Annotated in this window: 13 protein-coding genes; 9 read left to right on the forward strand and 4 right to left on the reverse strand. The window is 54.1% G+C overall.

The annotated features are described in order from the left end of the window. Nucleotides 1-850 precede the first annotated feature (850 nt). The 4 genes from C4885_RS10200 to C4885_RS10215 form a co-directional block, all read right to left on the reverse strand. Nucleotides 851-1,261, reverse strand: coding sequence for a hypothetical protein (locus tag C4885_RS10200; RefSeq protein ID WP_114000241.1), 411 nt, complete (start codon nucleotides 1,259-1,261; stop codon nucleotides 851-853). A 64-nt stretch (nucleotides 1,262-1,325) separates the two neighbouring features. Next, nucleotides 1,326-2,447, reverse strand: coding sequence for a ParB N-terminal domain-containing protein (locus tag C4885_RS10205; RefSeq protein ID WP_114000242.1), 1,122 nt, complete (start codon nucleotides 2,445-2,447; stop codon nucleotides 1,326-1,328). Further along, complete coding sequence (locus tag C4885_RS10210) at nucleotides 2,447-3,256, reverse strand: ParA family protein (RefSeq protein ID WP_114000243.1); 810 nt, start codon at nucleotides 3,254-3,256, stop codon at nucleotides 2,447-2,449. The genes C4885_RS10205 and C4885_RS10210 overlap by 1 nt, the downstream gene beginning before the upstream one ends. A 490-nt stretch (nucleotides 3,257-3,746) precedes the next feature. Continuing rightward, nucleotides 3,747-5,651, reverse strand: coding sequence for a replication initiation protein (locus C4885_RS10215; protein WP_114000244.1), 1,905 nt, complete (start codon nucleotides 5,649-5,651; stop codon nucleotides 3,747-3,749). 1,851 nt (nucleotides 5,652-7,502) lie between these two features. Between C4885_RS10215 and C4885_RS17250 the strand changes: the two genes are divergently transcribed. The 9 genes from C4885_RS17250 (at nucleotide 7,503) to C4885_RS10265 (ending at nucleotide 25,642) form a co-directional block, all read left to right on the forward strand. Beyond that, nucleotides 7,503-13,043 (forward strand): SpaA isopeptide-forming pilin-related protein, encoded by a 5,541-nt coding sequence (locus C4885_RS17250; RefSeq protein WP_114000246.1) that lies wholly within the window; start codon nucleotides 7,503-7,505, stop codon nucleotides 13,041-13,043. A 537-nt stretch (nucleotides 13,044-13,580) separates the two neighbouring features. Continuing rightward, entirely contained in the window at nucleotides 13,581-15,758 is a 2,178-nt protein-coding gene (locus C4885_RS10230; RefSeq protein ID WP_114000247.1) for a SpaH/EbpB family LPXTG-anchored major pilin, read from the forward strand. A gap of 801 nt (nucleotides 15,759-16,559) precedes the next feature. Further along, nucleotides 16,560-17,435, forward strand: a complete 876-nt coding sequence (locus tag C4885_RS10235; protein ID WP_199488101.1) for a class C sortase — start codon at nucleotides 16,560-16,562, stop codon at nucleotides 17,433-17,435. Beyond that, the gene (locus C4885_RS10240; protein WP_114000248.1) at nucleotides 17,436-18,449 is read left to right on the forward strand and encodes a class C sortase; all 1,014 of its coding nucleotides are present in this window, start codon (nucleotides 17,436-17,438) and stop codon (nucleotides 18,447-18,449) included. 2 nt (nucleotides 18,450-18,451) lie between these two features. Next, a complete protein-coding gene (locus tag C4885_RS10245) occupies nucleotides 18,452-19,411 on the forward strand; it encodes a MoxR family ATPase (RefSeq protein ID WP_114000249.1) in 960 nt (319 codons plus the stop codon). Further along, the gene (locus C4885_RS10250) at nucleotides 19,401-22,562 is read left to right on the forward strand and encodes a transglutaminase domain-containing protein (RefSeq protein ID WP_114000250.1); all 3,162 of its coding nucleotides are present in this window, start codon (nucleotides 19,401-19,403) and stop codon (nucleotides 22,560-22,562) included. The genes C4885_RS10245 and C4885_RS10250 overlap by 11 nt, the downstream gene beginning before the upstream one ends. Nucleotides 22,563-22,790: 228 nt before the next feature. Then, entirely contained in the window at nucleotides 22,791-23,813 is a 1,023-nt protein-coding gene (locus C4885_RS10255) for a LacI family DNA-binding transcriptional regulator (RefSeq protein WP_114000251.1), read from the forward strand. A 172-nt stretch (nucleotides 23,814-23,985) separates the two neighbouring features. Next, nucleotides 23,986-24,423 carry a cupin domain-containing protein gene (locus tag C4885_RS10260; protein ID WP_114000252.1) on the forward strand — a complete coding sequence of 146 codons (438 nt, stop codon included), beginning with the start codon at nucleotides 23,986-23,988 and terminating at the stop codon, nucleotides 24,421-24,423. Between the two features lie 277 nt (nucleotides 24,424-24,700). Beyond that, a complete protein-coding gene (locus C4885_RS10265; RefSeq protein ID WP_114000253.1) occupies nucleotides 24,701-25,642 on the forward strand; it encodes an ROK family protein in 942 nt (313 codons plus the stop codon). The last annotated feature ends 103 nt before the right edge of the window (nucleotides 25,643-25,745 follow it).

The raw sequence follows: 25,745 nt of genomic DNA on the forward strand, positions 1-25,745 counted from the left end.
AAGCCAAAAGCGCAGATAATACTGGATGCTGCAAAGGTGAGCGCCGCCAGTGGCGGAAACAGCGAACCGAAGCAGGGGCAGCGGTCGCAGAGTGCGAGGGGCTTTTGCCCCCGAAGCACGATGCGGGTACCGCAACCCGACATTATCGAGTATTTTGGCAACGCAGATGCCGTGCCGCAGCCGCCGGAGCGGTGCTTAAGCCGTAAGGCGGGAATTGTGCGGTATTGCCTTTAGTGTTTTCCTTCTACTCCGCCTGACAGAATAACCAATACCCTGTGTAAAATTGCAACCCTTCCCTTTCGCAGCGTACAGTGTTGCATCTTTACACAGGGTATTACTATCCCTGTCGTATTATAAAAAGGTAATTCACCCTGCAGATTGTTGCCATTTACACAGGTTTCCCCTCTTTTTTGGTTCCCCGCACCTGATTCACCCAAAATCCGCTTTATTTCGCAAACGCTGCATCGCGCTTTTCCTCATGTTTTGCTCTGTAAACCTGTGTAAAATTCCAACATATTTCTCCTTTTTTCCTATTCTCACCTTCTATCCGTTTTGTTGTAATTTCGCACAGGTTTATGTTTTGTAGTATTTTCAGGCTGCTTTGCATACAAAACGGCACCGCGTCTTTCAAAAAACGCGGTGCCGCCTTTGATTTATTCAAGGCAACACCGCACAATTCCCGCCTTGCGGCTTAAGCACCGCTCCGGCAGCTGCGGCACGGCATCTGCGTTGCCAAAATGCTCGATAATACACAAAGTATTATCTGCGCTTTTGGCTTGGCATCTGCCGCACCTCGCTCGCCGTATCGGCACTTAGAATTATGCGGTATTGCCTCAAGATTTTGAAGTGCTTACCCTGCCGTGCTGTTCTGCTCTGTCAGCCCCGTAAACACCGGGTCGTTCAGCAGCATTCCGGGAACAACATATCGGTAGGTGATTGCCTGCCTGCCGTTGATCACACGCACACTATCATTGGCCAGTGCCAGCTCTTTCAGGGTTTGCATATCCTCATCGTTCAGATAGATGGAGATCTGCTCCAGGCCAGATGTCTGCTTATATTTTGTCCCGTTTGTAACGGGAACATAGCGGCTGCTGACGGGGTTCAACTCGTAATTCTGCACCCCGCACAGGCGCGCTTTCGCAGCCTGTTCATGGATCAGCTCCGATGTCAGGGTGCCCAGCCGCGTGCCGCGCCAGTCCGCTTCGCTTTGCAGCACTGCCCGCACAGCCAGGTGCAGCCGGATGACAATTCGCTGTTTCATATCGTGGATTCCTGTATTCCTATTTGCATGGATTTTTGTTGTTTGCTGCTTTCGTGGATCTGGATTATTCCACAGCATCAATCAGTGCTTTCAGCTCCTGCGCTGCCGCAATCAGCTCCTGCATCTGGTCCGACATTGCTTTGCGGTCTTCTGCCGTATAACTGCGGATCTTAGCTTCAATATTTTTTGCCGCTGCAATTTTACGCAGTTTGCGGGCCGTGGTGGGCAGCTTGGCCGAAATAAAGTTGTGGTCCTTATCTACTGCCGCCGCCTTGTTTTCCTGCGTCTTGGCCTGGCCGATTGCATCCTGTGCATTTTGCAACGCTGCTGCAAATACGCTCTCGCGCTCCTGCATGCTGCGGCGTTCCACTGCTACATCCAACATGGCGGTGGTCAATGCGTCCTTAATGGCGCGGCGCTCATGGCTGCGTGGGTCAAGGGCTGCAATTTTCAAAAACACTGCGGCTGCACGGGCCTGTTCTTCCAGGGTCAGGCGGAGATAGGTTTCGCACTCGGCTCGGTTCAGGAATTCCTCATCCAGCAAGCGGCGCAGGTCAGGGTTGAGATCATTCTGAATCGAAAGCGCCTTATCAATCGTGCGGGAATTCAGCGGGCTGACCTCTTTCAGCGCTTTTTTCGCTTCCGCTGCGCTCAGGTTATACGGTGCTTTTTGCAGGTTTTCCACAAAACGCGCCGCCGCCTGGCGCATCACACGTTCATTGCTGATGCCGCCGCGCACTTGCAGGTTTGCGCTGTCAATATACACAACTTTTTCGTTTTCCGTCAAGTTGCGCACCACTTTGCACTGCACTTTCTGCCATTCACTCATGCGGTTGGGCAGCTGTTTTTCTTCCTGCTCGCGTTTATCCTGCTCCACCAACAGGCGCAGCGCACGCAGGCGGCGCTCGCCGGAAAGCAGCACATATTTTCCGCCAAAACCGGTCTTAGGGAACACAACCAGGTTGTGCAGCAGCCCCGCGCGGCGGATATCATCGGCCAGCAGCGCAATATCTTCCTCGGTATCCAGCTCACGGTAAAGGGCATTATCCGGGTTTTCTTCAATATCATTGATATTGATCTCGCTGTATTCACCGCCCGGCTCCTGGTCGCCGCGCGCGATCTTACTTAACGCTGCTTCGTTTACTTTAAAGCCTTTCTTCTGCAGTCGGTCCAGTTTGCTTGCCATCACTCTGCCTCCTGTTCAATGCGCGTTTTCAGCTCGGCATACACCTTTGCATAATCCTTTGCCGGGTTGCTGCTGCGTGCACATAGCACAACCGGCGCACCAAGGCGGGTGCTATCCTTTACAGCCTGTCCCTTACGGATTTCGGCAGCAAACAGCTTGCTGCCCAGCTGGCTTTCCCGCAGTTCATTGCGGATCACTTCGGTCAGGGCAGTTTTTTCCACCATAGTCAGGATAATGCCCAAAACATCAATTTTTTCGCCCTCATCGTGCTCCAACTGCTGACACATGGCCACAGTGCGGTACACACTGTCACGGCTGTAGTCATCGCACACGCAGGGGATCAGCACAAAGTCACTGGCCATCAGGGCGTTGGTCACCATTACATCGCGGGACGGCGGGGTATCGATCAAAATATAGTCGTATTCGCCGGCAACCTGTGCCAGGCACATGGCCAAAAACATATTGATACTGGTGCTTTCGGACTGTTCCAGGATTTGCAGCTGCTTGGCCGCCATTGGGGTGTTGCCATTTGCCGGAATTATATCAATATTATCAAACTGCGTGCGGGAAATATAGTTCTGCGTGCCGCTGATGCCATAGGCACGGAACATATCATACACGCCAGCGCGATCAAAAGTATTATCGGTTACACGGGCGCCCGTCAGGGTATAGGTACAGTTGCCCTGGGCATCCATATCCACAACAAGCACCCGCTTGCCGTCCTGCGCCATCAGCGCCGCCAGGTTGCAGACGGTAACGGTTTTTCCCACGCCGCCTTTTTCAATGCAGACTGAGATACAATATCCCATTGTTTTCCTCCTTGCGAGCGCCCTTGTGCAGGCATCTCTTCGTTGCTGTCGCTTAATCTTTGCCTTTTGTTCGGTTCTTTTTGTAGTACCGCACGCCGGTATCTTAATCTAAGGCAATACCGCGGGTTGCAAAAACGGGCACCCCATGCCGTGCGGCATCTCTTCGTTGCTGTTATAGCTTCTATTATATCATATGCTTCGCGTGTGTCAACGGATATTTTGACGAATATTATGCAGGCATCTCTTCGTTGCTGTTCACACCTTTTCTCTGCCGCTTTTCCTTCCCATCCTTCTTCACTTCATCCAGGCATTCCCGCTCACCTACCTTCATTCTCACCTATTATCCCAAGGTCTATCTGAAATCAAAAAACGCCGGATATTTCCATTTCTCTGCTGCACCCCAACAAAAAAGCAGCGGCCAGCAATCTGCCAGCCGCTGCTTACCTTATTATAATAGCGCTCCCGGATGTTCCGCTCCGCTTCATCTCAATTACTCTTCGCTGTCATCCGGGATATCTTCCTCAAAAGCATCCATCCAGCTTTCGTTGTGCCACTTATCTTTTTCACCTTTTTCCTTGGCGGCAACCTTCTGCCGTTGTGCCTGGTCGTTCATTATGGTGCCGATCGGGTTCAGCGCGCGTTCTTCAATAATGTGGTAGAACAGCCCCATCGGGTTATTCACGTTGGGGTCCTTGGCGGCCTTTGCCCAGAACACATCAAAGTCCAGTTCATGCGCCATAGCTTCCATCAATGGGGTCAGGCTGCCATACTTTTCAATCACTTCATTCATGCAGGCCAGGTAATGCAGCCGCATTTCGTCTTTCAGCCCATTGCGCAGGCTGGAAGGCGATGGCACGCACCGCGCTGCCAGGTGGCGGTAAATTTCGTGGTAAGCGCCGCGCTGGCCGCTCGTCAACGTCTTTTCCAGGTATCCATCATCTACAAACTTTGCAAACTCTTTTCGCATATCCTGCCGTTTTACAATCGTTTCGGGAATCAGTTCTACCTTGGGCGGCTCAGGCTCCGGCATCGTTTGCTGCACCGGCTCGTCCATCACATGGTACTCCGCTTCCAACAGCTCCTCTTTGGGTTCTGCTGCCGGCTTTGCCTTGCGGAAAATATAAATGCGATAGTTATCCATATCCTCGCGCAGCACCTTGTTCAGGTACCGCGCCGGGCTGCGCATCGTCTGCGACCGGGGAATGATCTCCTGTGCATAACGGGGTGCCACACCGGCCAGCCAACTGGTCAGCCCGCCGCAATCCAGGATGATGGCATTCATCTTTCCAAACACCGTTTTGTTGCCGCCGTCCTGCTCGCCATCGCCTGCCTGGATGGTGCAGCAGGCATCTGCCAACACATCAATGATCACTTCCACCGCGTGCAGCTCTTCGGGCGTAATCTCCGCGCGCAGCTGATCCATGCGCGCTTTCACAACAATTTCCTCCCGCAGCTCGGTGCGGTGGCGTCCAAAGGAATAGGGGATCGTTGTTTCCGGTGCCGAAACATAATCAAAGGTGATCACGCTGGGGTCATCCAGCAGCGAATCTTCAATCGCCACGGTGGGGCGGCCCTTCTTTTTGCTCTTTTTGCGCACTGTGCTGTTGATGCTGTCTAGGTTGGCCTGTGCGGCGGCATCATCCACCGGGTCAATCGTTACCACCAGCGAAAGAACCTTCTGCCCTTTTTTTTCGTACACATCGTAATTAAAAATAACATCCGTCTTTTCGTTAATTTCCGCCTTTGCCTTTTCCAGTGCCAGGCGGCGGAAATCCGACCATCGGTTGGCCGTATACGAAAGCTGTTCATACAGCATGCTCAGGTTCCATACCAGCGGTTCCCCGGCCGCTTTCTTTTTCAGGTACAGGCTCTGGTAGCTCTTGCACAGCTCGTAAATGCGGATGGAATAGGTGGACCGCATCAGCATGGTGTAGGTCACATCCATGGTGGTATACAGGGTTTTCAGCTGCACCAGGTGCGGTTTCAGCACCGGATCCAGCGTGATGGTCATGCGCGCGCGGCCCTCATCAATGCGCACTTTATCGATCCAGCGGAATGTTTCCACCGTGGAAGTTCCGTTATTCTTGATCCACTGGATGGGCGCGTTGGCCAGCTCCTCAATATTTTTGCGCACCTGCTTGTACAGCGCCCCGCTGTGCGGGTCCATGCCGGTCATCTTGATAAAATCATAAATGCTCAGCTCATAAGAGGGCAGGTCCGTATCCTCCGGCTTAATCATCGAAAAAATATGCAGCATCAGGCGCTGCTGGCTCAGCGTCAGGTTGTTGCGCGTCATCTGTACAAGGTCATTGGATTTGCGAACGATGGTCTGGTCCCCGCGTTCTTCAAACGTAACGACAAACGGATCATCTTTTTTCTGTTTACTTGCCGCCATAAGCAGGGGCCTCCTATATCGGTTGCTGTATCCCGGGTGGTCACGCACATCATGCTAAACATTATAGCACATCCTGTTGTCCAGCGCAAGAATTGCAAATTTACACAGGGTTCACCGTCATTACCCTGTGCAAAATGCAACACCCGCGTTGTGGTTTGCCATATATCCTGTGGGGGTTGCAGCCCGGGTGCAGGTTACACAGGGTTTTATTGTGCTTTTCTGTCCTGCTGTTTCAGGGTTCTGTAACCTGATGGAATGGCAACACCAATTTTTTCCCGTTCTCCCCCATCTCCCGGCTTACCTCTGGTTGTTATTATGGCTTAGATGTTTAGTTCTATATTAGTAATAGGTAGAGCCTGTGTAATTTAACAACGCAAACCTGTGTGTTCAACCAACTGCAGCCTGTGCATTCCACCACCATTTTCCTGTGCGGAAAGCAACCTGCGTAAAGTTGCAAATAAGCCAAAAACAGCCAAACCTGTGTAAATTGCAACACGGGGAACGGGCCTATCCTGTGTGGTTTTCCAACAGGTACGCGGGTCACGGCGGGGCAGGGGAGCGGGAATACCCTGTGTAAATTGCAACTATTCCGGGGGTAACCTGTGCGTTTTTCCAACGGTAAGCGGCATAGGGAAACAAGGCAATCCTGTGCGTTTTTCCAACACGTTTCGGGAATGTTCGGCACAGAATGCGGGCAATACCCTGTGCAAAATTGCAACAGCTCACAGCTGCTTCAAATAGATCAGTTGCAAATTTACACAGGGTAGCACCCCTTATATTATAAGGTAAGTGCCGCACAGAATGGCGCATGAGGGGTTGCAGTTTACACAGGATAGATTGAAAGCTGGAGGTGTATCTGAAAACAAAGAAAATGACGGATATTTCGCAAACACAAGCAGGATTTAAGGCAGAGAGCCGCAGGAATCCTTTGTGGATTCCAAGGCGCTTTAACGCAAAATCCCGCTGTGTTTGTAGAAATAGACTAAATTTTCGACTTTTCAGATACACCTTAGTCCTATCTGAAACGTCAAAAAGCTCGTCTGTTTCAGTAAACGCAGCCGGATTTTGTGCTTGCGAAAGATCCGCTATTTTCGTTGCTCTCAGATGCACCTCAGGAGCTGGCGCAAATAGAAATCGGCAATGGGAAACCGGGAATCAGGGGCAGGGCAGGGGGGACAAAAAAGCGAATGGCATATCTGCAGCAAACCCGCACCCCGTTGTAAAGGGAGAACGGCGTCCCGTTGGCGGGCGTGCAATCCAGCAAACACACACCCGCCGCCGCAAACACCGCAAACCGTTTGCAGGGGCGCGGTGTACCCATCGCGCCGCAAAAAAACGGGAACCGTGCGCCGCAAACCTGCCATCCCTTCCACAAGGCGTCCACCCAGCCGCCAGGCCCCGCCACAAACAGGCGCATGCGAAACAAATAATTGCGCAAAAACAGGGAAATGTAGCAAAAAAGGTGAATTTTGCTGCAAAGTTGCGCTCTGTGTGCGCAGAGGATCATAAACGCGCGGTCAAAGTATATAAAAATGACCGCTGCCAAAAAGAAAATCAGGAATAATTTATACAAAGGCTTTGAATACATTGTATAATTGGAGGAAAACGCAATCAGTAAAAGTGCTGAAAAACAGGAATTTACGTGGATTGTATTGCCTTTCTGGTATAAAGGTGCTATACTTTAACACTGAAAAGTAAATGCGCAATGAGAAGATTCGATGCGGTTTTTTTTGAAAACAACATGGCAACGGTTGCGCAAGCGAAAGAAGCTGGCTTCTTTTATTGTTCCACAGGAATCCCCTGTGGAACAATGTGCTTTCATTAAACCAGCGCGAAAGGCGAGTGAGCAGATTGAATAGAACAGGGAAAAACACAACAGGTTGGGCGCGCCGGCTGACAGCGCTGCTTGTCACCGCTTGCCTGGTTATGGCAATGGCCCTGCCTGTATACGCCGAGGTGGATCTTCTGCCCGACGCACCTGACGAAGTAGAGCTGCTGGAGGATGAGCAGGGAACGGCCTCCGGGGAGGATACCACTCCGCCGGAGCAGAACGCCGCCACCCCGGAACCGGAACAAAGTGCCGAGCCGGAGCAGCCCGCCCCGACCGAAACGCCGGAGCCCACGGCAGAACCCGCCCTGACCCCGGAACCGGCAGCCACCGCAACGGCCACCCCTGTGCCGACCGTGACCCCCACCGCCACCCCGGAACCGACCGAACAGCCGCAGAAGATGTACGCCGCAGAAAGCGTGGATAACGTGCAGGCAGCTAGTGAGCAGGAAGCGGCAGAAGGATTCACGGTTTACTTTGTCGTTCCGGATACGATGCCAGGTAATAATGAGACGGTGACCGTTTTAGATTCCGATGAAATTAAATTTAATGTAAGAACTGATAGAAAACCGGGCAATTCTAAGAATGATGAGTGGTGGCTTCAGCTTTCAATGGAGCCGACCGGATGGAAAACAGAAGATGGACATAAGATTTATGCCGTTAAGAATTGTAAAGATATATTAGGAGATAACTTTCTAGAAATACAGTTCCAGTTATACAGGGATGGTGGTTGGACAGCACAGATTACGCTAAAGGAGCAGGAACCGAAACCTATAAACTTCTACAATAACAAAATGTATGATCCAACTAAAAATGCCGATCCAACTAAAGGTGAATGGACAGACGATTCCATCCTGACGAGTCATACATACTATGCAAACAAACCCATCAAGTTCGAAAACCGCAGTACAGCTAATTTAAGGAACGTAAAGGCAAATTTCTATATCCCTGATGAAAAAAGTGGAAACTTAACATTGGTTAATGGTGACGCAGCGGCTCAAAATGTTCCTGAGGGAGAATTCGTTAGTTTTACCATCCCAGAACAGGCATGCTCTTATGTTCAGTTTACATGGGATGAGGACGGTGAAGAAAAATCCAGCAAATTCTATAACTTCTATAACGAATCTGTTAGTGGTAATGATAAAGAATCCTTTATGTACAGTGAAACAAGTAACTGCTTTATCTATACTGGCGCAGACAACGTAAGATGGGGTAGAGAAAACTCTTTCCGTATCTATTACGATGCTACTTTCTCAAAGCTGCCAACAACAGGAACGGGTGATACTAGCGGCAACTATTCAATCCCAAAAGCCAATAATTCAGAGACCATTTATTATCGGATAAAAGGAGGCAACGGAAACTCCGAAAAAGGCACGCTGGTAAAAGATGATACAAACGAAAACCTTTATTATGTTGACATTCCCCAAGAATATAGTTCAAATAGTTCAATCATCTTTTCCGGTGAAGAAATTAACGATGACAATGCGACAAAAGGAAATGGAGTAAGTACAGAGTGGCTGGAGATTCCCACAGATGGCAAAAATTGCTTCTATGCGGATACGAATGACGATGCAGTATATAAAGGTACCACTCGTGGCGGCTACTGGGCTCCAAAAGGTACCCTGCGTGATGCCGAAAAGGGGAAAGATACTGGCACTAAAGTAGTAGATATTAAATCCGCTCCTTTTACGGAAGAAGCAAACACAAAATATGTTACCAGTACGCTGTATGACTATTATACAGATTACGAACTGAACGGCAATAACCGTGGCAGTTACGATCAAAGTTCTCCTACTGTAAGTCACCGCAACTGGGTACCCTTCCGCCAGTTCGATCAGGCGCTGAGCGATTATTATAAGGATGCAAAGGCCGAATACCCGATTTATACCGGACATTTTCAGCCTGGAGGAGGAACTAACTTTAGCGATATTGCTACTACATTAAATTTGTTTGGGTACGACAAATTTAAGCGTTTCATGGCAATCAATAACTCTCAGTATAATGAAGATCCTCAAAACAATGACAATAATCATACATACTATGCCTATCAGGGCTTGGTTAAGGATACAACATCCACCGGTAAAGCAACAGGTGAACCGCTGCTGAAAGGTACAGGAGCAGTAGAACCGCACTTTAACAAAGAATTCCTCTTAGGAAAGAATAGTAAAAATGCAAAGCTTGGTGAAGTGTACGACAACGTTGCGTTCCCCTTTACCAAGAAACAGATTTTTGGTGAGGATCAGGGCGTTGATTATTGGTGCTTTGACAGCAAGGATACAACCTTGTATCTAAAACAAAATTCGGAACAAAATTCGGATTCAAAATATTTTCTCCAAAGCCAAAGTGCCAATAACAGAGAGTCTTCAAAGAATGTGAGTGCGTCATCGACCCCGAAAGACCCTTATGGCTACTTCCCGTTCAATGAAACAGCAAAGCCTGGTGTGTTTTCTACCTACAATTACGGCTTTGGCACCAAGCTGCAGATGGATTTTACCCTGACGGATGACGGCATGGTGGAAACAGAAAAGGCAGATGGAACAACGGAAAAAACCAGCATCAAGTTCTTCTTCTCCGGTGACGATGACGTTTGGGTATTCATTGATGGCCAGCTGGCGCTTGACGTTGGCGGCGCCCATGGTGAGGTTTCCGGCCTGCTGGAATTTGGCGAGACAGATACAGAAGATGGAAAGAAAAATAGTGTAACAGCCTATGTCAGTAAGGTCAAAACAGGCGGAACGTCAGGTAGTGATAAAGATGATAAAAATGGCAATTCCCCTGTCAAGACCGTAACATATAATAAGGAGGTCATCAAGTTCTACGCGCAAGGCACTACTCTTCCACTCGACAAAGGCCAAAAGCACACCCTTACCATGTACTACATGGAACGCGGTATGTGGGAGTCCAACATGGCGGTGGCGTTCAACTTCCCGGATAATAACGAGCTGCAGGTTCAAAAAGAGGTCGAACTGAGCAAGGTTGATCCAGACTTCAAAAATTGCTTTAAAGACCAGAAAATCTTCAACTTCACCATCCAGAACCAGGCAACCCATTATGGAAAAACAGATGCCGTTGGCCCGAATGAAAGCGGAACTCAGTCCCAAAAGGTGAATTTGAATGAGAGCAACATTGCCGCCGCAACCCCAGGAAACGAATATGACTACATTTTCAGGCGGGAAACAAACCCCTGGCCAGATTCCGGGAATGAAAACGAACAGGTCCTTCACTGGTACGCACGCTTTACGGATACGCAAAGTGCAGCGCGTGAGAAACGTCGTGGCATCCTGACGCTGGAAAACCCCATCAATATCAAAGACATGCGCTTCCTTACGTTCCAGGTTTACGTTGATCCAAAGGATCATGGAGGTGACCTTTCCCTCAACAACCTGTATCTGGAACTGCTGGATGAAAACAACGTCCAAAAAGGCAGCCTTGGCACAACAGGCATTAACGGCGCAACGTATGGCTCGGTCGAAGTGAAGACAGGCGCATGGGTCACCGTAAAGCTGGACCTGCACAAGATGAAAGAGCAGGGCGGTTTTAACAACAACGTCAAAACCATCCGCGTGGGCGATAACTATAACCGCAACATCTATTTCAGGGACTTTACCTTCATTCCCAAAGCGGTGCCAAGTAAGATGACCGGCTTTACAACCGATCAGAAGGACATCCCGGATTACGGCTCCGCCGAAAGCGGTAATTTGGAAAACGCCGAAAACGCACAGTACACCTCCACCGAGGACACAGACACCCAGTTGGTGGACGAGGACGGACGCTTTGTTCTGGAAGATGGAGAAACCGTTACCTTCAGCGACCAGTTCCGCCGCGGCAGCTACATTTCGCTCAAAGAGGAACTGAACCAAAGCCTGTACGACACCACATGGACGGTGTACGAGAACGGGCAGAAGGTTACTTCGATGATGGGAGGTGACAGCGTAAGTCTTCCTAGTCCAACACCTTCGTTAATCGAGCAGAAGGGAAGCAGCCCCAATGATGGCCGAACGGAAAAAACGGGAGCAGAAGAGCAGAACAAGTATGACGGAAACAAACCCTCCGCCGACACCATCGTCTTCCGCTCCTATAAGGATCCGGACGAAAATAGCTCCACGCTGACAAAGCTAAAGGTAAAATACGTCAACACCGTCAAAACCGGCGGGCTGAAAATCCAAAAGAAGGCCGCAGAGGGGGAGGAAGGTACCATTAATGGCACCTACACCTTCAAAGTTACCTTTAATGATGTTGGCGGTGAGGGTCTGGAAAAAAAGGACATCATAAAGTATGTTGAGATCAACATGAGCGATGGGAACAACCCAGAGCACACCGTGACCATCACCGGCATCCCCGTTGGCACCCGCTATACCATCGAGGAAGTCAAAACCGATGATTCCAGACTGCAAAGCGTAACCGTTCCGCCTGATTGCCATTCCGCCCATGAGATCAACAACAACACCATGGTGGAAGGCGTGATTGAGAAGAGCGAAGATCCGAACAATCCGGAACTTACCGCAATCTTTACCAACACCAAGCGCAAACTGATCAACATTGAGTTCGATAAGCTCTGGAAAGATGCAAATGATACGGTCCTTGGTACAACGAACCAGCCGAACGAGATTTACATCCAGCTCCAGCGCCGCCTGGCAACCAGCACAAACGATAAAGACTGGACACTGGTAAAGTACCCGGCTAACAGCACGCAAGACTATGTTACCATTAAACGCAATGATTACGGCTGGCAGTTTACCTTTAGCAACCTGGATCAGTACCCGGTTGACGATACCAACACGAACTACCAATACCGCATTGTGGAAGGTAAGGTGGACGATAAAGGTAAATTTACCCAGGCAGACGGAACCATTACGATTAAGGGCAATACGTATGTTGTAAAGGCTGAAGCAACAGCAAACAGCGAAAAGGACAGCGAAACCGGCGCAACTACAACGCCAGCCACAGTAACCCCCGATGGAACCATCACCGGCGGCAGCGGAAAGATTGTGCTGACCAACACGCTGCAGAACCCGAAGTTTGCACTGGATATCATCAAGAAGGACGCGGAACCCAATAATGAGGGCCAAGAAGTATTCTTGAAAGGTGTTGAGTTCAAGCTGGAAAAGCTGGTCGAAACAACAACCGAAGGAAAAACGCAGTCGGTAGTAGATAAAAACTACCCATTCGATAACACAAACAAAGGTTCCATTACCGGTACAACCGGAGCGGACGGCAAGATAACCCCGAACCCGTTCACAAATCTGGAACCCGGTACATACCGCCTGACGGAAACCAAGGCACATCCGGGGTACAACCTGTTGGCACAGCCAATTGTGATCGAATTTACCCAAGGCGGCAAGTGTTCTATTGATGGGCAGCTAATTGATGACAAAAACAAGTTTACGCAGTCTGGCAACATCTACACCATGCACCTTACCGTTCTGAACCGTAAAACGCCTGAGCTGCCCCACACGGGTGCAGACGCGCCAAGCCTGTGGCTGCTGATCGGCATGCCGCTGGCGGTGGCAGGGCTGTTGATATTCACATTCCGCTACAACAGGAAAGGGGGCCGGCGACATTAACCATCCCCCGGAAACCCAGCACCCCCCAGGATACAGGGCCTGCCCGCCAGTGCGCGCCCGTTTACGGCAGGGCGCAGCCATAAGCCGGGGTGTGTAACTGAAAAGCGGAAAATATCGCCTGTTTCTATAAGCGCAGCCGGATTTTGCGCCAAGGCAACACCGCACAATTCCCGCCTTGCGGCTTAAGCACCGCTCCGGCAGCTGCCGCACCTCGCTCGCCGTATCGGCACTTAGAATTATGCGGCATTGCCTTAAAAAGCCTTGGGATCCGGAAAGGATTCCGGCGGCTCTTTGCCTTACATCCTGCTTGTGGCTGCGAAATATCCGTTATTTCCTTTGGTTTCAGATGCACCTTAAGCTAAGTGGGCAAGCGGCCCAGTTTTTCCTCCTTTTTTCTTCACGGCACAGTGCGGGCGGCGCGGCAGCGTTTCCCCGCTGCAGCGCCCTGCACTGCACGCCGTGCTGATGCAGAACCCTTAAGCCGGGCGGCCCCGCCGCCCATCCGATGATGATTTTTTTAAGAGAAGAGGTACTGAAATGAAAAAAGCAAAACGTTTTCTCACAGGCCTGTTGAGCGCCGCCCTGGCCCTCAGCCTGTGCGCCATGCCAGCAATGGCAGCGAGTGACGGTGAAACAACAACGCCACCCCCTGCAAATCCGGTTTGGACGGAAACGGAAGGTTCCATTACGATTCATAAGTATGAGTGGAACGGTAAAAATGGAGAGGCCGGAACCGGCGAGGCAGGAGACAGTCTTCCTTCGAATGACAAAGGTGAAACGCCTACTCCGTTGGCAGGTGCAACCTTTACCGTTTATCAGGTTAAGAATGAAGAAGACCTGAAAAAATATTATGATGGTAAAGATGTAGATTGGCCTACAAGCTGGGAAGATTATGCAGAAAAAGATGCTACTACTGGCGGTTATAAACTGAATAGTAAGGCGTCTAGTGACTCGTCTGTAATTAAAGTCGGTTCGAAAACGACAAATACCAGTGGCGTTGTTAAGTTTGAAAAATTGCCTTTGGGTCTTTACCTTGTGCTTGAAACCGAAACACCGGATTCTGTCAAGACTGCATGTGTGCCGTTCTTTGTCTCTGTTCCTATGACAAAAGTCTCGGATGATACGAATGGCGCTCTGACTGATTGGCTGTACGATGTTCATGTCTTCCCGAAAAACTCTACTGCATATGGTCAGGCTGTTTTGCAGAAAGTCGGTAAGCAGAGCGGTACGAATCCAGAAGTTACAACCATGCAGGGCTACAAGTTTAAGCTCTATAAGAAGAATGATGACGGAATATGGACTCAGATTGTGAAGAAGCCTGCAAATGGCGTAGATAATGCAGGCGATTTGCTTGACGGAGCTGATGAAACGGGTGCCCTTACCACGGGTGATGATGGCAAAATCAGCGTTTCTGGTTTGACCAAAGGTGTATATGCCTTTGTGGAAACTGGAGTTAATGCAAGCGATGGTTACATTTTGGATTCCGGCATTGCCTATGTTTTTAAGATCGATGGCAATGGCGAGATGGCTAAAGCGACCGAAGCTGATGTTGGAGTGCAATACCCTGAAAATGCAACGAGCTTTGACTTTACTGCTTTTAGTGGAGCAGAGGTTAAAGTAAAGAACTACAAGCCGGACTTCAAAAAGGAAATTGCAAATAAAAAGTATGCAGACTATGGCATTGGTGATGATGTTCCGTATACTCTGACTGTCAATGTTCCTGAAAACGTTACAAAACTGAAGACTTTCACCGTATCTGATGAAATGGATAGCAACCAGCTGGTTGTTAATAGTGATATTGTTGTTACAGGAAAAGTTGGCGAAACTGAAGAAACGACATTTAAAGAGGGTACTGAGTATACCCTGACGATAACGAGTGCTGAGGGTAAGTCTGGCTTTACGATTGCATTTGCTACTGACAAGATTGCTGCATATGCAGGTGGAACCATTACCATTACCTATACCGCAAAGCTCCAGCCCGGCGCTTCGGTTGGTGAAGTGGGCAATGTAAACCGTGCCGACCTGAAATACTCCAAGAAGACAGATATCACTACCGAAGAGGATCCTCCGTATGATATCCATGACGAAGCTGTTGTTTATACGTTCAAGACTGGCATCCTGAAACAGAATGAGGATGGCGAACCGCTGAAGGATGTTGAATTTACCCTTTATAAAAAGGTTGATCCAGAAAAAGATAAGATTAACGCAGCTGGCACCGCCGTTACGTTTATGGGTGCTACTAAGCCCATTTTAACGCCTGAGGAAGCAGCAGCAAAAAAGCTGAACGCTACTGTTAGTGGTGAACCTAAGTGGTTTGCTGTTATGACTTTGAAGACGGGGAAAGACGGTAGGGATGTTGCAAAAGGTTTGCCGAATGGCGAGTATAAGCTGGTTGAAACCAAGACTCACGAAGGCTATAACCTGTTGACTGAGCCGGTGGACGCAAACCTGACTCTGGACTGCACCATCACATGGAAAAAGGATACATCCTTTGATGGCAATGGTGAACTGAAGAAGCATGAATACCAGAGCACCGTGGTTAAGAATGGCGATACTCCGTACAGCTATACAGAGATCGTCATCATCAACCGCAAGGGCTTCAACCTGCCCACCACCGGTGGTTTCGGCACCCTGCTGTTCAGCGGCATTGGTGTGCTGCTGGTTGTGGCCGGTGTTGGCGTGCTGCTGAGCCTGAAAAAGAAGAACCGCACCTGATTCACCTGCCGCAAGGCAAAACAATGTTACAATTCACCAATAGGGTATAGAGGGATAATCCATCATACACAGGGGGAGGGCCGGATTTGGCCCTCCCCCTATGGTGGGTTATTGGGGAATAAATTTTTTGGGGTGTACATGGCCGTTGTTCGGTTGATTTTTAGGTTCTGCGTGGGGAACCACCCTATGGGCGTCAGGTTTGCGGCGAGGAACCACCCCTCAGTCACCTTCGGTGACAGCTCCCCTCTAGGGGAGCCACCGCAAACATAAGGTTAGATATTGGCGCCCCTTGAGGGGTGACTCCCCGCGGGGCGGGGAGATGTCGCGGAGCGACAGAGGGGACGGGGCGCTGTTTGCGCTGGACGCGGAGCGGCCTGAGGGGTGGTTCCCCGTGCAGAACCTAAAAATAAATAGGGCAAGGCCCGTCAACGGGCCGATGGCGAGCATCGGCCCCTACAAATGATTTGCAATGTTTGCGGCGCGGGGTGGATGGGCGGCAATTATTAGGCCCGTCAAACGGGGCGTCGGGGACGCCGCCCCCTACATGCAGGGCGAGGTTTATTACAATTTTGTGGTGTGCAACGCCGTAAGGCCCTACAGATTATTTTATTGTTATTCACTACCCTAAAAACCACCCCCAACCCAATATCTCCTGAGCGGCGCAATGCGGCGCGGTCCACCACAATTATTCATTATTCTTTATTATTTATTCTTTTGCCTACTTCCAATTCCTAATTTCTAATTTCTAATTGCATCAGCTCCCAACTTCAACCCTCTCACGGAAAGGTTCGCGGTGACGCTATGGATACCACAACAAAACTAAAAGTCGGCTTTGCGGCCTTGATGATCCTGTCCGGCATTGGGGTGGCATCGTACCCGGTTATCAGCAACGCGGTGGCGCAGCGCCACGCCAGCGAAGCGATCCAAAATTACGATGATACCGTAAAAAGCATGGATACCGAAAAACTGGACGCCGCCAAGGAGGCCGCCCGCCGCTATAACCAGCAGCTGGACAACGCCGTGGAGCGCGATGCCGCAGGCGAAGCGGAGGATACCGGCACCAGCTATGTGGACCTTGTGGATGTGGGCGAAAGCCTGGGGTATATCACCATCCCGAAAATTGACGTCAACCTGCCTATTTACGAAGGCACCAGCGATGATGTGCTGCAAAGGGGCGTTGGCCATCTGGAAGGCTCCAGCTACCCCCTTGGCGGCGAAAGCACCCACAGCGTGCTGACCGGCCACTGCGGCCTGCCCGAAGCCGTGCTGTTCACCGACCTGGACAAGCTGGAAGAGGGCGACTGTTTCTACCTGCATATTCTGGATGAAACGCTGGCGTACCAGGTGGATCAAATCAAAGTGGTGGAACCGGAGCACACCGAGGATCTGGAAATCACCGCGGGGCAGGATTACTGCACCCTTGTTACCTGCACGCCGTATGCCATCAACACCCACCGCATGCTTGTGCGCGGCACCCGCATCCCTTATAATGGAGAGGAAGAAGCCAACACCCCGCAGGCCGTGCAGTATCAGGCGCTGCGCACCGGAACGGTGGTCAAGCGCGTGGTGGATGCCTGGCCGTGGATCGCGGTAACGGGCAGCATTGTGATCGGCGGCGAAGCGCTGCTGCTGCTTTTGCTGCTGCACCGCTGCAAAAAGCGCGAGGAGGATGACTAAATGGGACGGCTGATTGCTAAAATTCTGGCCTGGCTGGCCATTTTGCTGGGGCTGGCGCTGTTGATACAGCCCACCGCCGCCCAGTGGTGGACCAGCACCCGCAACGCCAAAACCGCTGCGCAGTTTGCGGCCCGCGCCGAAGCCCAGCCCACCGCCCCCGCGGCGGAGGAAACCACAGCCGAACCCCCGGAGCCGGAACGCGCCTACCCTGAACTGTACGCCGCGATGCAGGACTATAACGCGGAAATTTACGCCGGGGGCCAAAGCGGCCTGACCGACCCGTTCGCCTATGAGGAAGCCCCGCTGGACCTTGCTGCCTATGGCTATGACGATGATGTGCTGGCTGTGCTGTGGATCCCGCGCCTGAACCTGGAGCTGCCCGTTTACCTGGGCGCCAGCCGCGAAAACCTGGCCAAAGGCGCGGCGCTGCTGGGCCAGACCTCGATGCCGCTGGGCGGCGAAAACACCAACACCGTGATTGCCGCCCACCGCGGCTATTATGGCGCGGAAATGCTGCGCAACGTGCAGCAGATCCAGGTGGGGGACAAGATCCAGCTGACCACCCCGTGGGAAACGCTGATTTACCGCGTGAGCGAGCTGAAAATTATTGACCCCAGCGATATCAACGCCGTGCTGATCCAGCCGGGGCGGGACCTGCTGACCCTTTCCACCTGCCACCCCTACACCCGCAACAGCCAGCGCTACCTGGTAATTGCGGAGCACGACACCGCCGCTGCGGACACCACCAAAGAGGAGGATTTGCAGGAAAGCGCCGCTACCTGGGACGAAACGCCGCGCCAGGTGACCGTGGAGGATGCCGGCGGCAGCTCCATTGCCGAAGTGGCCCCCCAGGCCCTGACCCCATTGCCGGGGGAGGGCAGCGCGGAATCCGAGGGGAGCGCGATCTCCAATACCATGATCTGGCTGGAAAATAACGCACTGTGGGCCGGGCTGGTGGTTATTGCCGCCGCCGTTGGCATTATGGTGATATGGAAAAAACACCGGGAGGATTAACCATGCAGTACACACAGCAGGCCGCCGCCGTTACGGCCGAAGTAAACAAGGCCGTGCAGGGCAAACAGCAAACGGTAAACACCATCTGGATGGCCATGCTGGCGGGCGGCCATGTGCTGATTGAGGATATTCCCGGCGTGGGCAAAACCACGCTGGCGCTGGCCTTTGCCCGCGCGCTGGACCTGAAAGAAAGCCGCGTGCAGTTTACGCCGGATGTTCTGCCGTCCGATTTGGTGGGATTTTCGGTCTACCAGAAAGAGACCGGCAAGTTTGTGTACCACGCCGGTGCGGTGATGTGCAACCTGTTTTTGGGCGATGAGATCAACCGTACCTCCTCCCGCACGCAGTCGGCTTTGTTGGAAGTGATGGAAGAAGGCACGGTGACGGTGGACGGCGTTACCCGCCCGGTGCCCGCACCCTTTACCGTAATTGCAACCCAGAACCCCATCGGCGCCGCCGGCACGCAGATGCTGCCGCAGTCTCAGCTGGACCGTTTCATGGTCTGCGCCGTAATGGGCTACCCCGATGAGGAAGCGGAGCTGGCAATTTTGGCCGGGCAGAGCAAAGGCCGCCTGCTGGACCGTGTGCACCCTGTTGCCGGTCAGGCGGATCTGCTTGCCATGCAGCAGGAGGTCAGCACGGTATTTGTGCATGAGCTGATGTACCGCTACATTGTGGCGCTGGCCCAGGCCAGCCGCAAGGACCCGCGCCTGGCCGTGGGGTTAAGCCCCCGTGCAACCCTGGCGCTGACCAGCATGACGCGCGCGGCGGCGTATCTGGCGGGGCGGGATTTTGTTGCCCCGCAGGATGTGACCGCTGTGTTTGATGCGGTTGCCCGCCACCGCCTGGTGCTGAACGACCAGGCCCGCGCAGGCGGCGAAACGGTGGACAGCGTAATGCAGGACCTGCTGCGCACCGTGCCGCGCCCCCGCCCCGAAAAGGCTGACCGCCATGGCAGGTAAGCTGGGCCGGGCGCTGGTGCTTTTGGTGCTGCTGGCCGCGGCGCTCATCACCCAGGCACCGCTGGCGGTGTTCCTGTTAGCGTTTGCGCTGGTGCTTCTGGTGCTGCTGCGGCTGGACGCCGCCTATCTGCGCAGGCAGGTAACGGCAGAGCTGCTGGTGCCGGACAAACCCGTGATACAGGGCGAAGATTTTACCCTGACGGTTCGGCTGCGCAACCGCAGCCGGTTGCCTATCCCTGCGCTTGTGGTGCTGCTGAACGCCGCCGATGAATGGGGCGGCGGGCAGATCACCCTGCGCTGCGCCGCCATGCTGGGCGGCAAGGAGAGCGCCGAACAGCGCATTACCCTAAACGCAGGCAAAAGCGGCGTGTGGAGCATTGCGGTGCGGGGCATCACCCTGCGGGATCACCTGGGGGTGTTCACCGCGGCGTGCCCGGCTGCCGTGCAAAGCCAGAGCATCTGTGTGCTGCCCGCTGCCGCGGCTGGCAAAGCCAAAGCGGAAACCGCCCCCGATGAGGACGGCGACGAAGCCGACACCCGCGCCGCCCTGGGCGGCAGCTATGAGCTGCGGGAGTACCGGGACGGGGATACCATCAAGCAGGTACACTGGAAGCTGAGCGCCAAGCTGGACCGCCTGATGGTGCGCGAACCGCTGACCGCCCTGCGCGCTGCCCTGACCCCCGGTGGGGATCTGGACGGAGCGGAGGAATGGGGGGATTTTCCCCAACAGGCGGCGAAGCACCGCAAAAACCCGCCCAAGCGCAAAAAAGAACGTACTGCCCTGAGCCGGCGCGGCGCTGCCGACCCCGGCAGTGGGCTGAAGTTTGTGGACCGTGTGCTGGTGAGCACCCAGCGCCCCGCAGCGCACCCCGCGTTGTGGCTGGCGGCAGATGCCGCGCTGCTGCTGGCGCTCACCTTTGGTTTGCTGCTGGTGCTTTCCACCGGGTTCGGCATTGCGGTGCCGTTGTGGGTGTGGCCCACGGCAGCCGCTTTCTGCGCCGGGTGGGCGCTGTTCCTGCGTGCGCCGCAAGCTCTGCGCCGCTGGGGGCTGCTGGCGGGGGTGATTGTGTATCTTGTGGTGTTGTTCATCTGCCAGCGGAACTTTTTGGCCGGGGCGCAGCAGTGCGCCGGGAACATTGCCCAAAGCCTGAACGCCCGCCTTGGCAGCGCGCTGCCGGTGGCCCAGGGCGGCAGTGCGGCGCAGCTGGGGCTGTTTTTGCTGCTGGCCGCCCTGCCCGTTACCGGGGCGCTGGCCGCTGCGGCCCTGCGCCGTGCGGATGCCCTGCTGCTGGATCTAATGCTGCTGCCCGTTGTTGTGCTGCTGGCGCTGGCCGGGGCCGCGCCTGCTGTGCCCGCCTGCCTGCTGCTGTTGGCCGGTTGGATGGGGGCGTGGGCGGCTTCCTGCTCGGTGCAGCGGCGGGCCTTGTGGGGCAGGCGCGATACCGAAAACTACCGCCAGAACCTTTGCCGCCATTATAACATCCAAAAGTCTGCCGCGCTGGCGGCGGGCGGGCTTTGCCTTGCGCTGGCGCTGCCCTGTTGGTGGCTGCTGCGCCCGGCGCTGGGGGTTCCCCTTGGCTGGCTGCAGCCCGCGGCCCAGCGGGTGGAATCCGCCGCGCTGAGCACCGCCATTACCTGGCTGCCGCGGGTCAGCGGCGGCAGGCTGAACATTCAGGTAGAAGCCGCTGCCGGTGGTGTGGCGGATGGCGCCTTGAGCCAGGGCGGGGGTATCCAGGTCAGCGGAGTGACGGATCTGGCCCTGACCGCCAGCGACAAACCCGAAGAAACCGTATACCTGCGGGGATTTATCGGTGGCAGTTATGACGGCACCACCTGGCAGGTCCCTGATGCCGATGCCTTTGACAGCGCCGCTATGAACTGGAAAACCGAGGATAACGCCCGGCTGACCATTGCCAGCCTGCCGTTTTTGCGCACCGCCTATGACGGCACCGCCCAGCCCCAGACGCTGACGGTGGAGCGCATCCACGCCGATACCCAGTACACCTATGCACCGTACAACGCCTACTGGGGTGATTATTACACCATCCAGGGCGATGGCGCCGCCGCGGGCCAGACCGCGCAGGACGATGTGTTCCTGTATTACCCGCGGGATACCGCCCAAACCCAGCTGGAAGCCCGCGCCGATGCCGACCCCAGCGTGCTGGACCGGATGGAAGCATCCTATGCCGCTTACGCCGCCAGCCGCTACACCGCCGTGCCGGACGGCTATGACGAGCTGCAAACCCTGTGCGATGAAGCCAAAAAGGACCAGAAGCTGACCGAAGCTGCGGACATTGGCGATTACATCCGCGCCTATCTAAACACCAACTACCAGTATAACGCCAGCGCTCCCCAGCCGCCGGAGGGGGCCGACCCCATCCGTTACTTTTTAACGGAATCCAAACAGGGGTACAGTGTGCAGTTTGCTTCGGCGGCGGTGGTTATGTTCCGCATGTTCGGGCTGCCCGCGCGCTATGTGGTGGGCTATGCCGCGCCGCAAAGCCTGTTTACCCAACAGGAGGACGGCAACTGGCACGCCATTTTACAGGACGATAACGCCCACGCCTGGGCGGAGGTGTACATTTCTGGCCAAGGCTGGACCCCCATGGAGATGACCCCCGGCGTGCTGGTCAGTGCCCAACAGGCCGACCTGCGCACCGACCCGCTGCCCGAAACTCAAGGTCAAGACACCGCCCCCACAGCAGGGGAGAGCAGCGCAAACGAACCCGCAGCCACCATCGTGCCCCGCAGCAGGCTGGTTTTGGCGGCGTTGCTGGGGGGGGGCCTGTTGGCTGCTGCGGTGCTGCTGGTGCTGGCCCGCCGCCATGCCATGGGGTATGGCCGGGGCAGCTGCAACGCGCGGGTGCTGGCCGTGTTTGGCAGCATCTACCGCCTTTTGGTGCGTCGCGGCCTGCCGCCGGATACACCATCCGATGCGCCGGAGTTTGCCGCATTTTTGCAAAGTTGTGTCCCCGCCCTTGAACCCCAGGATGCCGAAGCTCTGCTGGCATTGGCCCAAGCCGCCCAATTTGGCGCAGGTACGATGACTGAGCAGGATACGGACAAAATGAGAAAACTTTACCAGATTATAAAACACACTGGAAAACGGAAACAGAGCCAGAAATCGGTTGAAAAACAGAGCCAGGAATGATATAATGACCCCATACTGGGGTAGCGTGTTCTTTGCTTTCTTTGCATAGGGGGCTACCATGATCCAGGAAAATGTGGTATAATATGTTAAGCCTATTAACCAAGTAGGGAATGGCCGGGGTGGGGGACTGGTTTCTGGAACAGTACCCTGGGAACTGCCCGTGGGGCGGAAAACCGGCAAGGACAGAAAGAAGATCTTATAGAAGCAAACGTTAACAGGAGTAAACCCATGCCGCGCCGTAAACAGACAGAAGGAGAAAAAAAAATTGACATCAGCCAGATGGCTGAAGACCTTGGCGTGTCCAAGACCACGGTATCCCGTGCCCTTTCGGGCAATGGCCGTGTCAGCGAAGCGACCCGCGCCCGCGTGGTCCAGTACGCCAAAGAGAAAAACTATGTGCCCAATATGCTGGCACGCGGGTTGGTAACCCAGCAGTCTTATAATATCTCACTGGTGTTCTCGCGCCAGTTCGGCAACCTTGCCGCGCCATTTTTGCGCAAAACCGTCAGCGCCGTGTACGATATTGCCACCCGCAATGATTATGATGTGCTGATGACGATGGTGGGCGAGCAGGAAACAAGCCCGATGCAGCGTCTACTGGTCAATCGCAAGATTGATGGTGTGATTCTGGCCCGCACGCTGGAGCGTGATCCGCTGATCCCCATGCTGCAAAAAAGCGGCATCCCCTTTGTTGCCATTGGCCGCCCGGCTGACCAGGATGTCATCTCGGTGGACCATGATCAGGTGGGCGGCTGCCGCGAGCTGGTCAGCCTGCTGCTGATGAAGGGCCTGCACCGCATTGCTTTGCTGGGCGGATCCATGCTGTACACCGTCAACCAGTCCCGCCTGGAAGGCTATAAGCAGGCGCATGACCGCGCCTGCTGCAAGATTGATGAGAGCCTGCTGTTTTTGGAGCTGGAAAGTGACGATCTACGCACCAGCGCTGTGGAGCTCGCGGTACAGCGTGGGGCGGACTGCATCCTGTGCATGGATGACCAGGTTGCCCAGCTGGCTTTGAACACCCTGAGACAGCTGAACCTGCGCGTGCCGCAGGATATCCGTCTTGCCTCCCTGTATGACGACGAAGCGCTGCAGGGGTGTACGCCACAGATCACGGCGGTCTCTTTTGATGCAGAACAGCTGGGCCGCCGTACCGCACAGCAGCTGCTTTCCCTCATCCGCCATCAGCCGGTGGAAACCCGCACCCTGCTGGGGTACCAGGTGGGGTTGCGTTTATCGACCCAGACCTGAGAGAAAAGTAGAAAATTATAAATCAACTGCCCGTACACGGTATGATAAGCCGTTGTGCGGGCAGTTTTTTTCGATAAGGGGTTTTGAAAAAATATAGCGGCCACATAGTATCCCAGCGCCGCAGCGTCAAGCACAACAGGGCAGGGACACAGAAAAACAGGAGGCAACAAGTATGAAGTGCATGGATAAACATGAATTTGAGCAGCAGAATGTTTTTGGCACCGGTGCCGCAAACACCGCTTATGCCAAGTTTTTCATTGGCCAGTCGTTCCTGAACCCGCTGACCGACCCTAAAACCGGCCTGTTTTTGGCCAACGTTACCTTTGAGCCCGGCTGTCGCAACAACTGGCATATCCACCACGCGGCCAAGGGCGGCGGCCAGCTGCTGGTTTGTACCGCAGGCGAAGGCTGGTACCAGGAAGAAGGCAAACCCGCTGTCAGCCTGACCCCCGGCACCGTGATCACCATCCCGGCCAACGTCAAGCACTGGCACGGTGCCAAGGCCGACAGCTGGTTCAGCCACATTGCTGTGGAAGTTCCCGGCAAAGATTGCAGCAACGAGTGGTGCGAGCCCGTTACCGACGAAGAGTACGCCAAACTGAACGGATGAGCAGCCGCTAATAAAGGCAACACCGCACAATTCCCGCCTTGCGGCTTAAGCACCGCTCCGGCAGCTGCGGCACGGCATCTGCCGCACCTCGCTCGCCGTATCGGCACTTAGAATTATGCGGTATTGCCTAAAAAATAAAATCCAACCGGCACGACCCGACAAAGAGCAGTGGGTAGTGCCGGGTTTACTTTTGGATGCTTTTTTGTCTACAAGTTCTTGCGCCGGGGCGGGCAATCTGCTACACTGAAAAAAATGTTATGTACAGGAGGCTGCAATCATGTATTATCTGGGTGTGGACCTTGGGGGAACCAATATCAAAGCTGCGCTCGTGGATGCAGACGGTGCTATTATAAAGGAAGCGAGCACCCCCACCAAACTGCCGCGCCCGGCCGAGGCCGTGTGCGATGATATTGCAGCCCTCTGCAATCAGCTGGCACAGGGCCAGCAGGTAGCGGGCATTGGCGTTGGCTGCCCCGGCACGGTGGATGGCGGCCTCGTGCGCTACTCCAACAATTTGGACTGGCATGATTTTGCCATGGGGGATTATCTGCGCGCCAAAACCGGCCTGCCGGTTGCTCTTGCCAACGATGCCAACGCCGCCGCTTTGGGCGAAGCACTGGCGGGCTGCGCCAAAGGAGCCGAAAGCGCAGTGATCATCACACTGGGCACCGGCGTGGGCGGCGGTGTGGTGCTGGGCGGCAGGCTGCTGACCGGTTACACCGGCGCGGCGGCGGAGCCGGGGCACATGGTCATTCTGGACACCCCGGATGCCCCGCGCTGCACCTGTGGCCGTCCCGGCTGCCTGGAAAGCCTGGCCAGTGCCACCGCCCTGATCCGCATGACCAAAGAAGCCATGGCAGCCCACCCCGAAAGCGCCCTGCATGGCATAGCCGCCCAAAGCGGCGGGGTAAATGGTCGCACCGCCTTTGATGCCGCCGCCCAGGGCGATGCCGCAGGCAAAGCCGTGGTGGAACAGTACATTCATTACCTTGCGGTGGGTGTTGCCAACATGATCAACATCTTCTTCCCGGAAGTGATCGGTCTGTCCGGCGGGGTGGCCAACCAGGGGGAGAACCTGCTGGCTCCCCTGCGCGCCGCGGTGGGACCAATGGTTTTTGGCAATGCGTACGCCCAAAAGCACACCTGCATTACCACCTGCACCCTCGGCTACCGCGCCGGGGTGATTGGGGCAGCGCTGCTGGCCAAAAACCAGGGATGATGCCTTTAGCGGGATAAAAAAGAGAAGGCAATACCGCATAATTCTAAGTGCCGATACGGCGAGCGAGGTGCGGCAGATGCTAAGCCAAAAGCGCAGATAATAC

Source organism: Subdoligranulum sp. APC924/74 (assembly GCF_003324125.1).
Classification (GTDB): domain Bacteria; phylum Bacillota; class Clostridia; order Oscillospirales; family Ruminococcaceae; genus Gemmiger; species Gemmiger qucibialis.

Bases quoted from the DNA above. Each gene is read 5' to 3' on its own strand.
- C4885_RS10200 (WP_114000241.1), bottom strand. From the start codon at position 1,261: ATGAAACAGCGAATTGTCATCCGGCTGCACCTGGCTGTGCGGGCAGTG.
- C4885_RS10205 (WP_114000242.1), bottom strand. From the start codon at position 2,447: ATGGCAAGCAAACTGGACCGACTGCAGAAGAAAGGCTTTAAAGTAAAC.
- C4885_RS10210 (WP_114000243.1), bottom strand. From the start codon at position 3,256: ATGGGATATTGTATCTCAGTCTGCATTGAAAAAGGCGGCGTGGGAAAA.
- C4885_RS10215 (WP_114000244.1), bottom strand. From the start codon at position 5,651: ATGGCGGCAAGTAAACAGAAAAAAGATGATCCGTTTGTCGTTACGTTT.
- C4885_RS10230 (WP_114000247.1), top strand. From the start codon at position 13,581: ATGAAAAAAGCAAAACGTTTTCTCACAGGCCTGTTGAGCGCCGCCCTG.
- C4885_RS10235 (WP_199488101.1), top strand. From the start codon at position 16,560: ATGGATACCACAACAAAACTAAAAGTCGGCTTTGCGGCCTTGATGATC.
- C4885_RS10240 (WP_114000248.1), top strand. From the start codon at position 17,436: ATGGGACGGCTGATTGCTAAAATTCTGGCCTGGCTGGCCATTTTGCTG.
- C4885_RS10245 (WP_114000249.1), top strand. From the start codon at position 18,452: ATGCAGTACACACAGCAGGCCGCCGCCGTTACGGCCGAAGTAAACAAG.
- C4885_RS10250 (WP_114000250.1), top strand. From the start codon at position 19,401: ATGGCAGGTAAGCTGGGCCGGGCGCTGGTGCTTTTGGTGCTGCTGGCC.
- C4885_RS10255 (WP_114000251.1), top strand. From the start codon at position 22,791: ATGCCGCGCCGTAAACAGACAGAAGGAGAAAAAAAAATTGACATCAGC.
- C4885_RS10260 (WP_114000252.1), top strand. From the start codon at position 23,986: ATGAAGTGCATGGATAAACATGAATTTGAGCAGCAGAATGTTTTTGGC.
- C4885_RS10265 (WP_114000253.1), top strand. From the start codon at position 24,701: ATGTATTATCTGGGTGTGGACCTTGGGGGAACCAATATCAAAGCTGCG.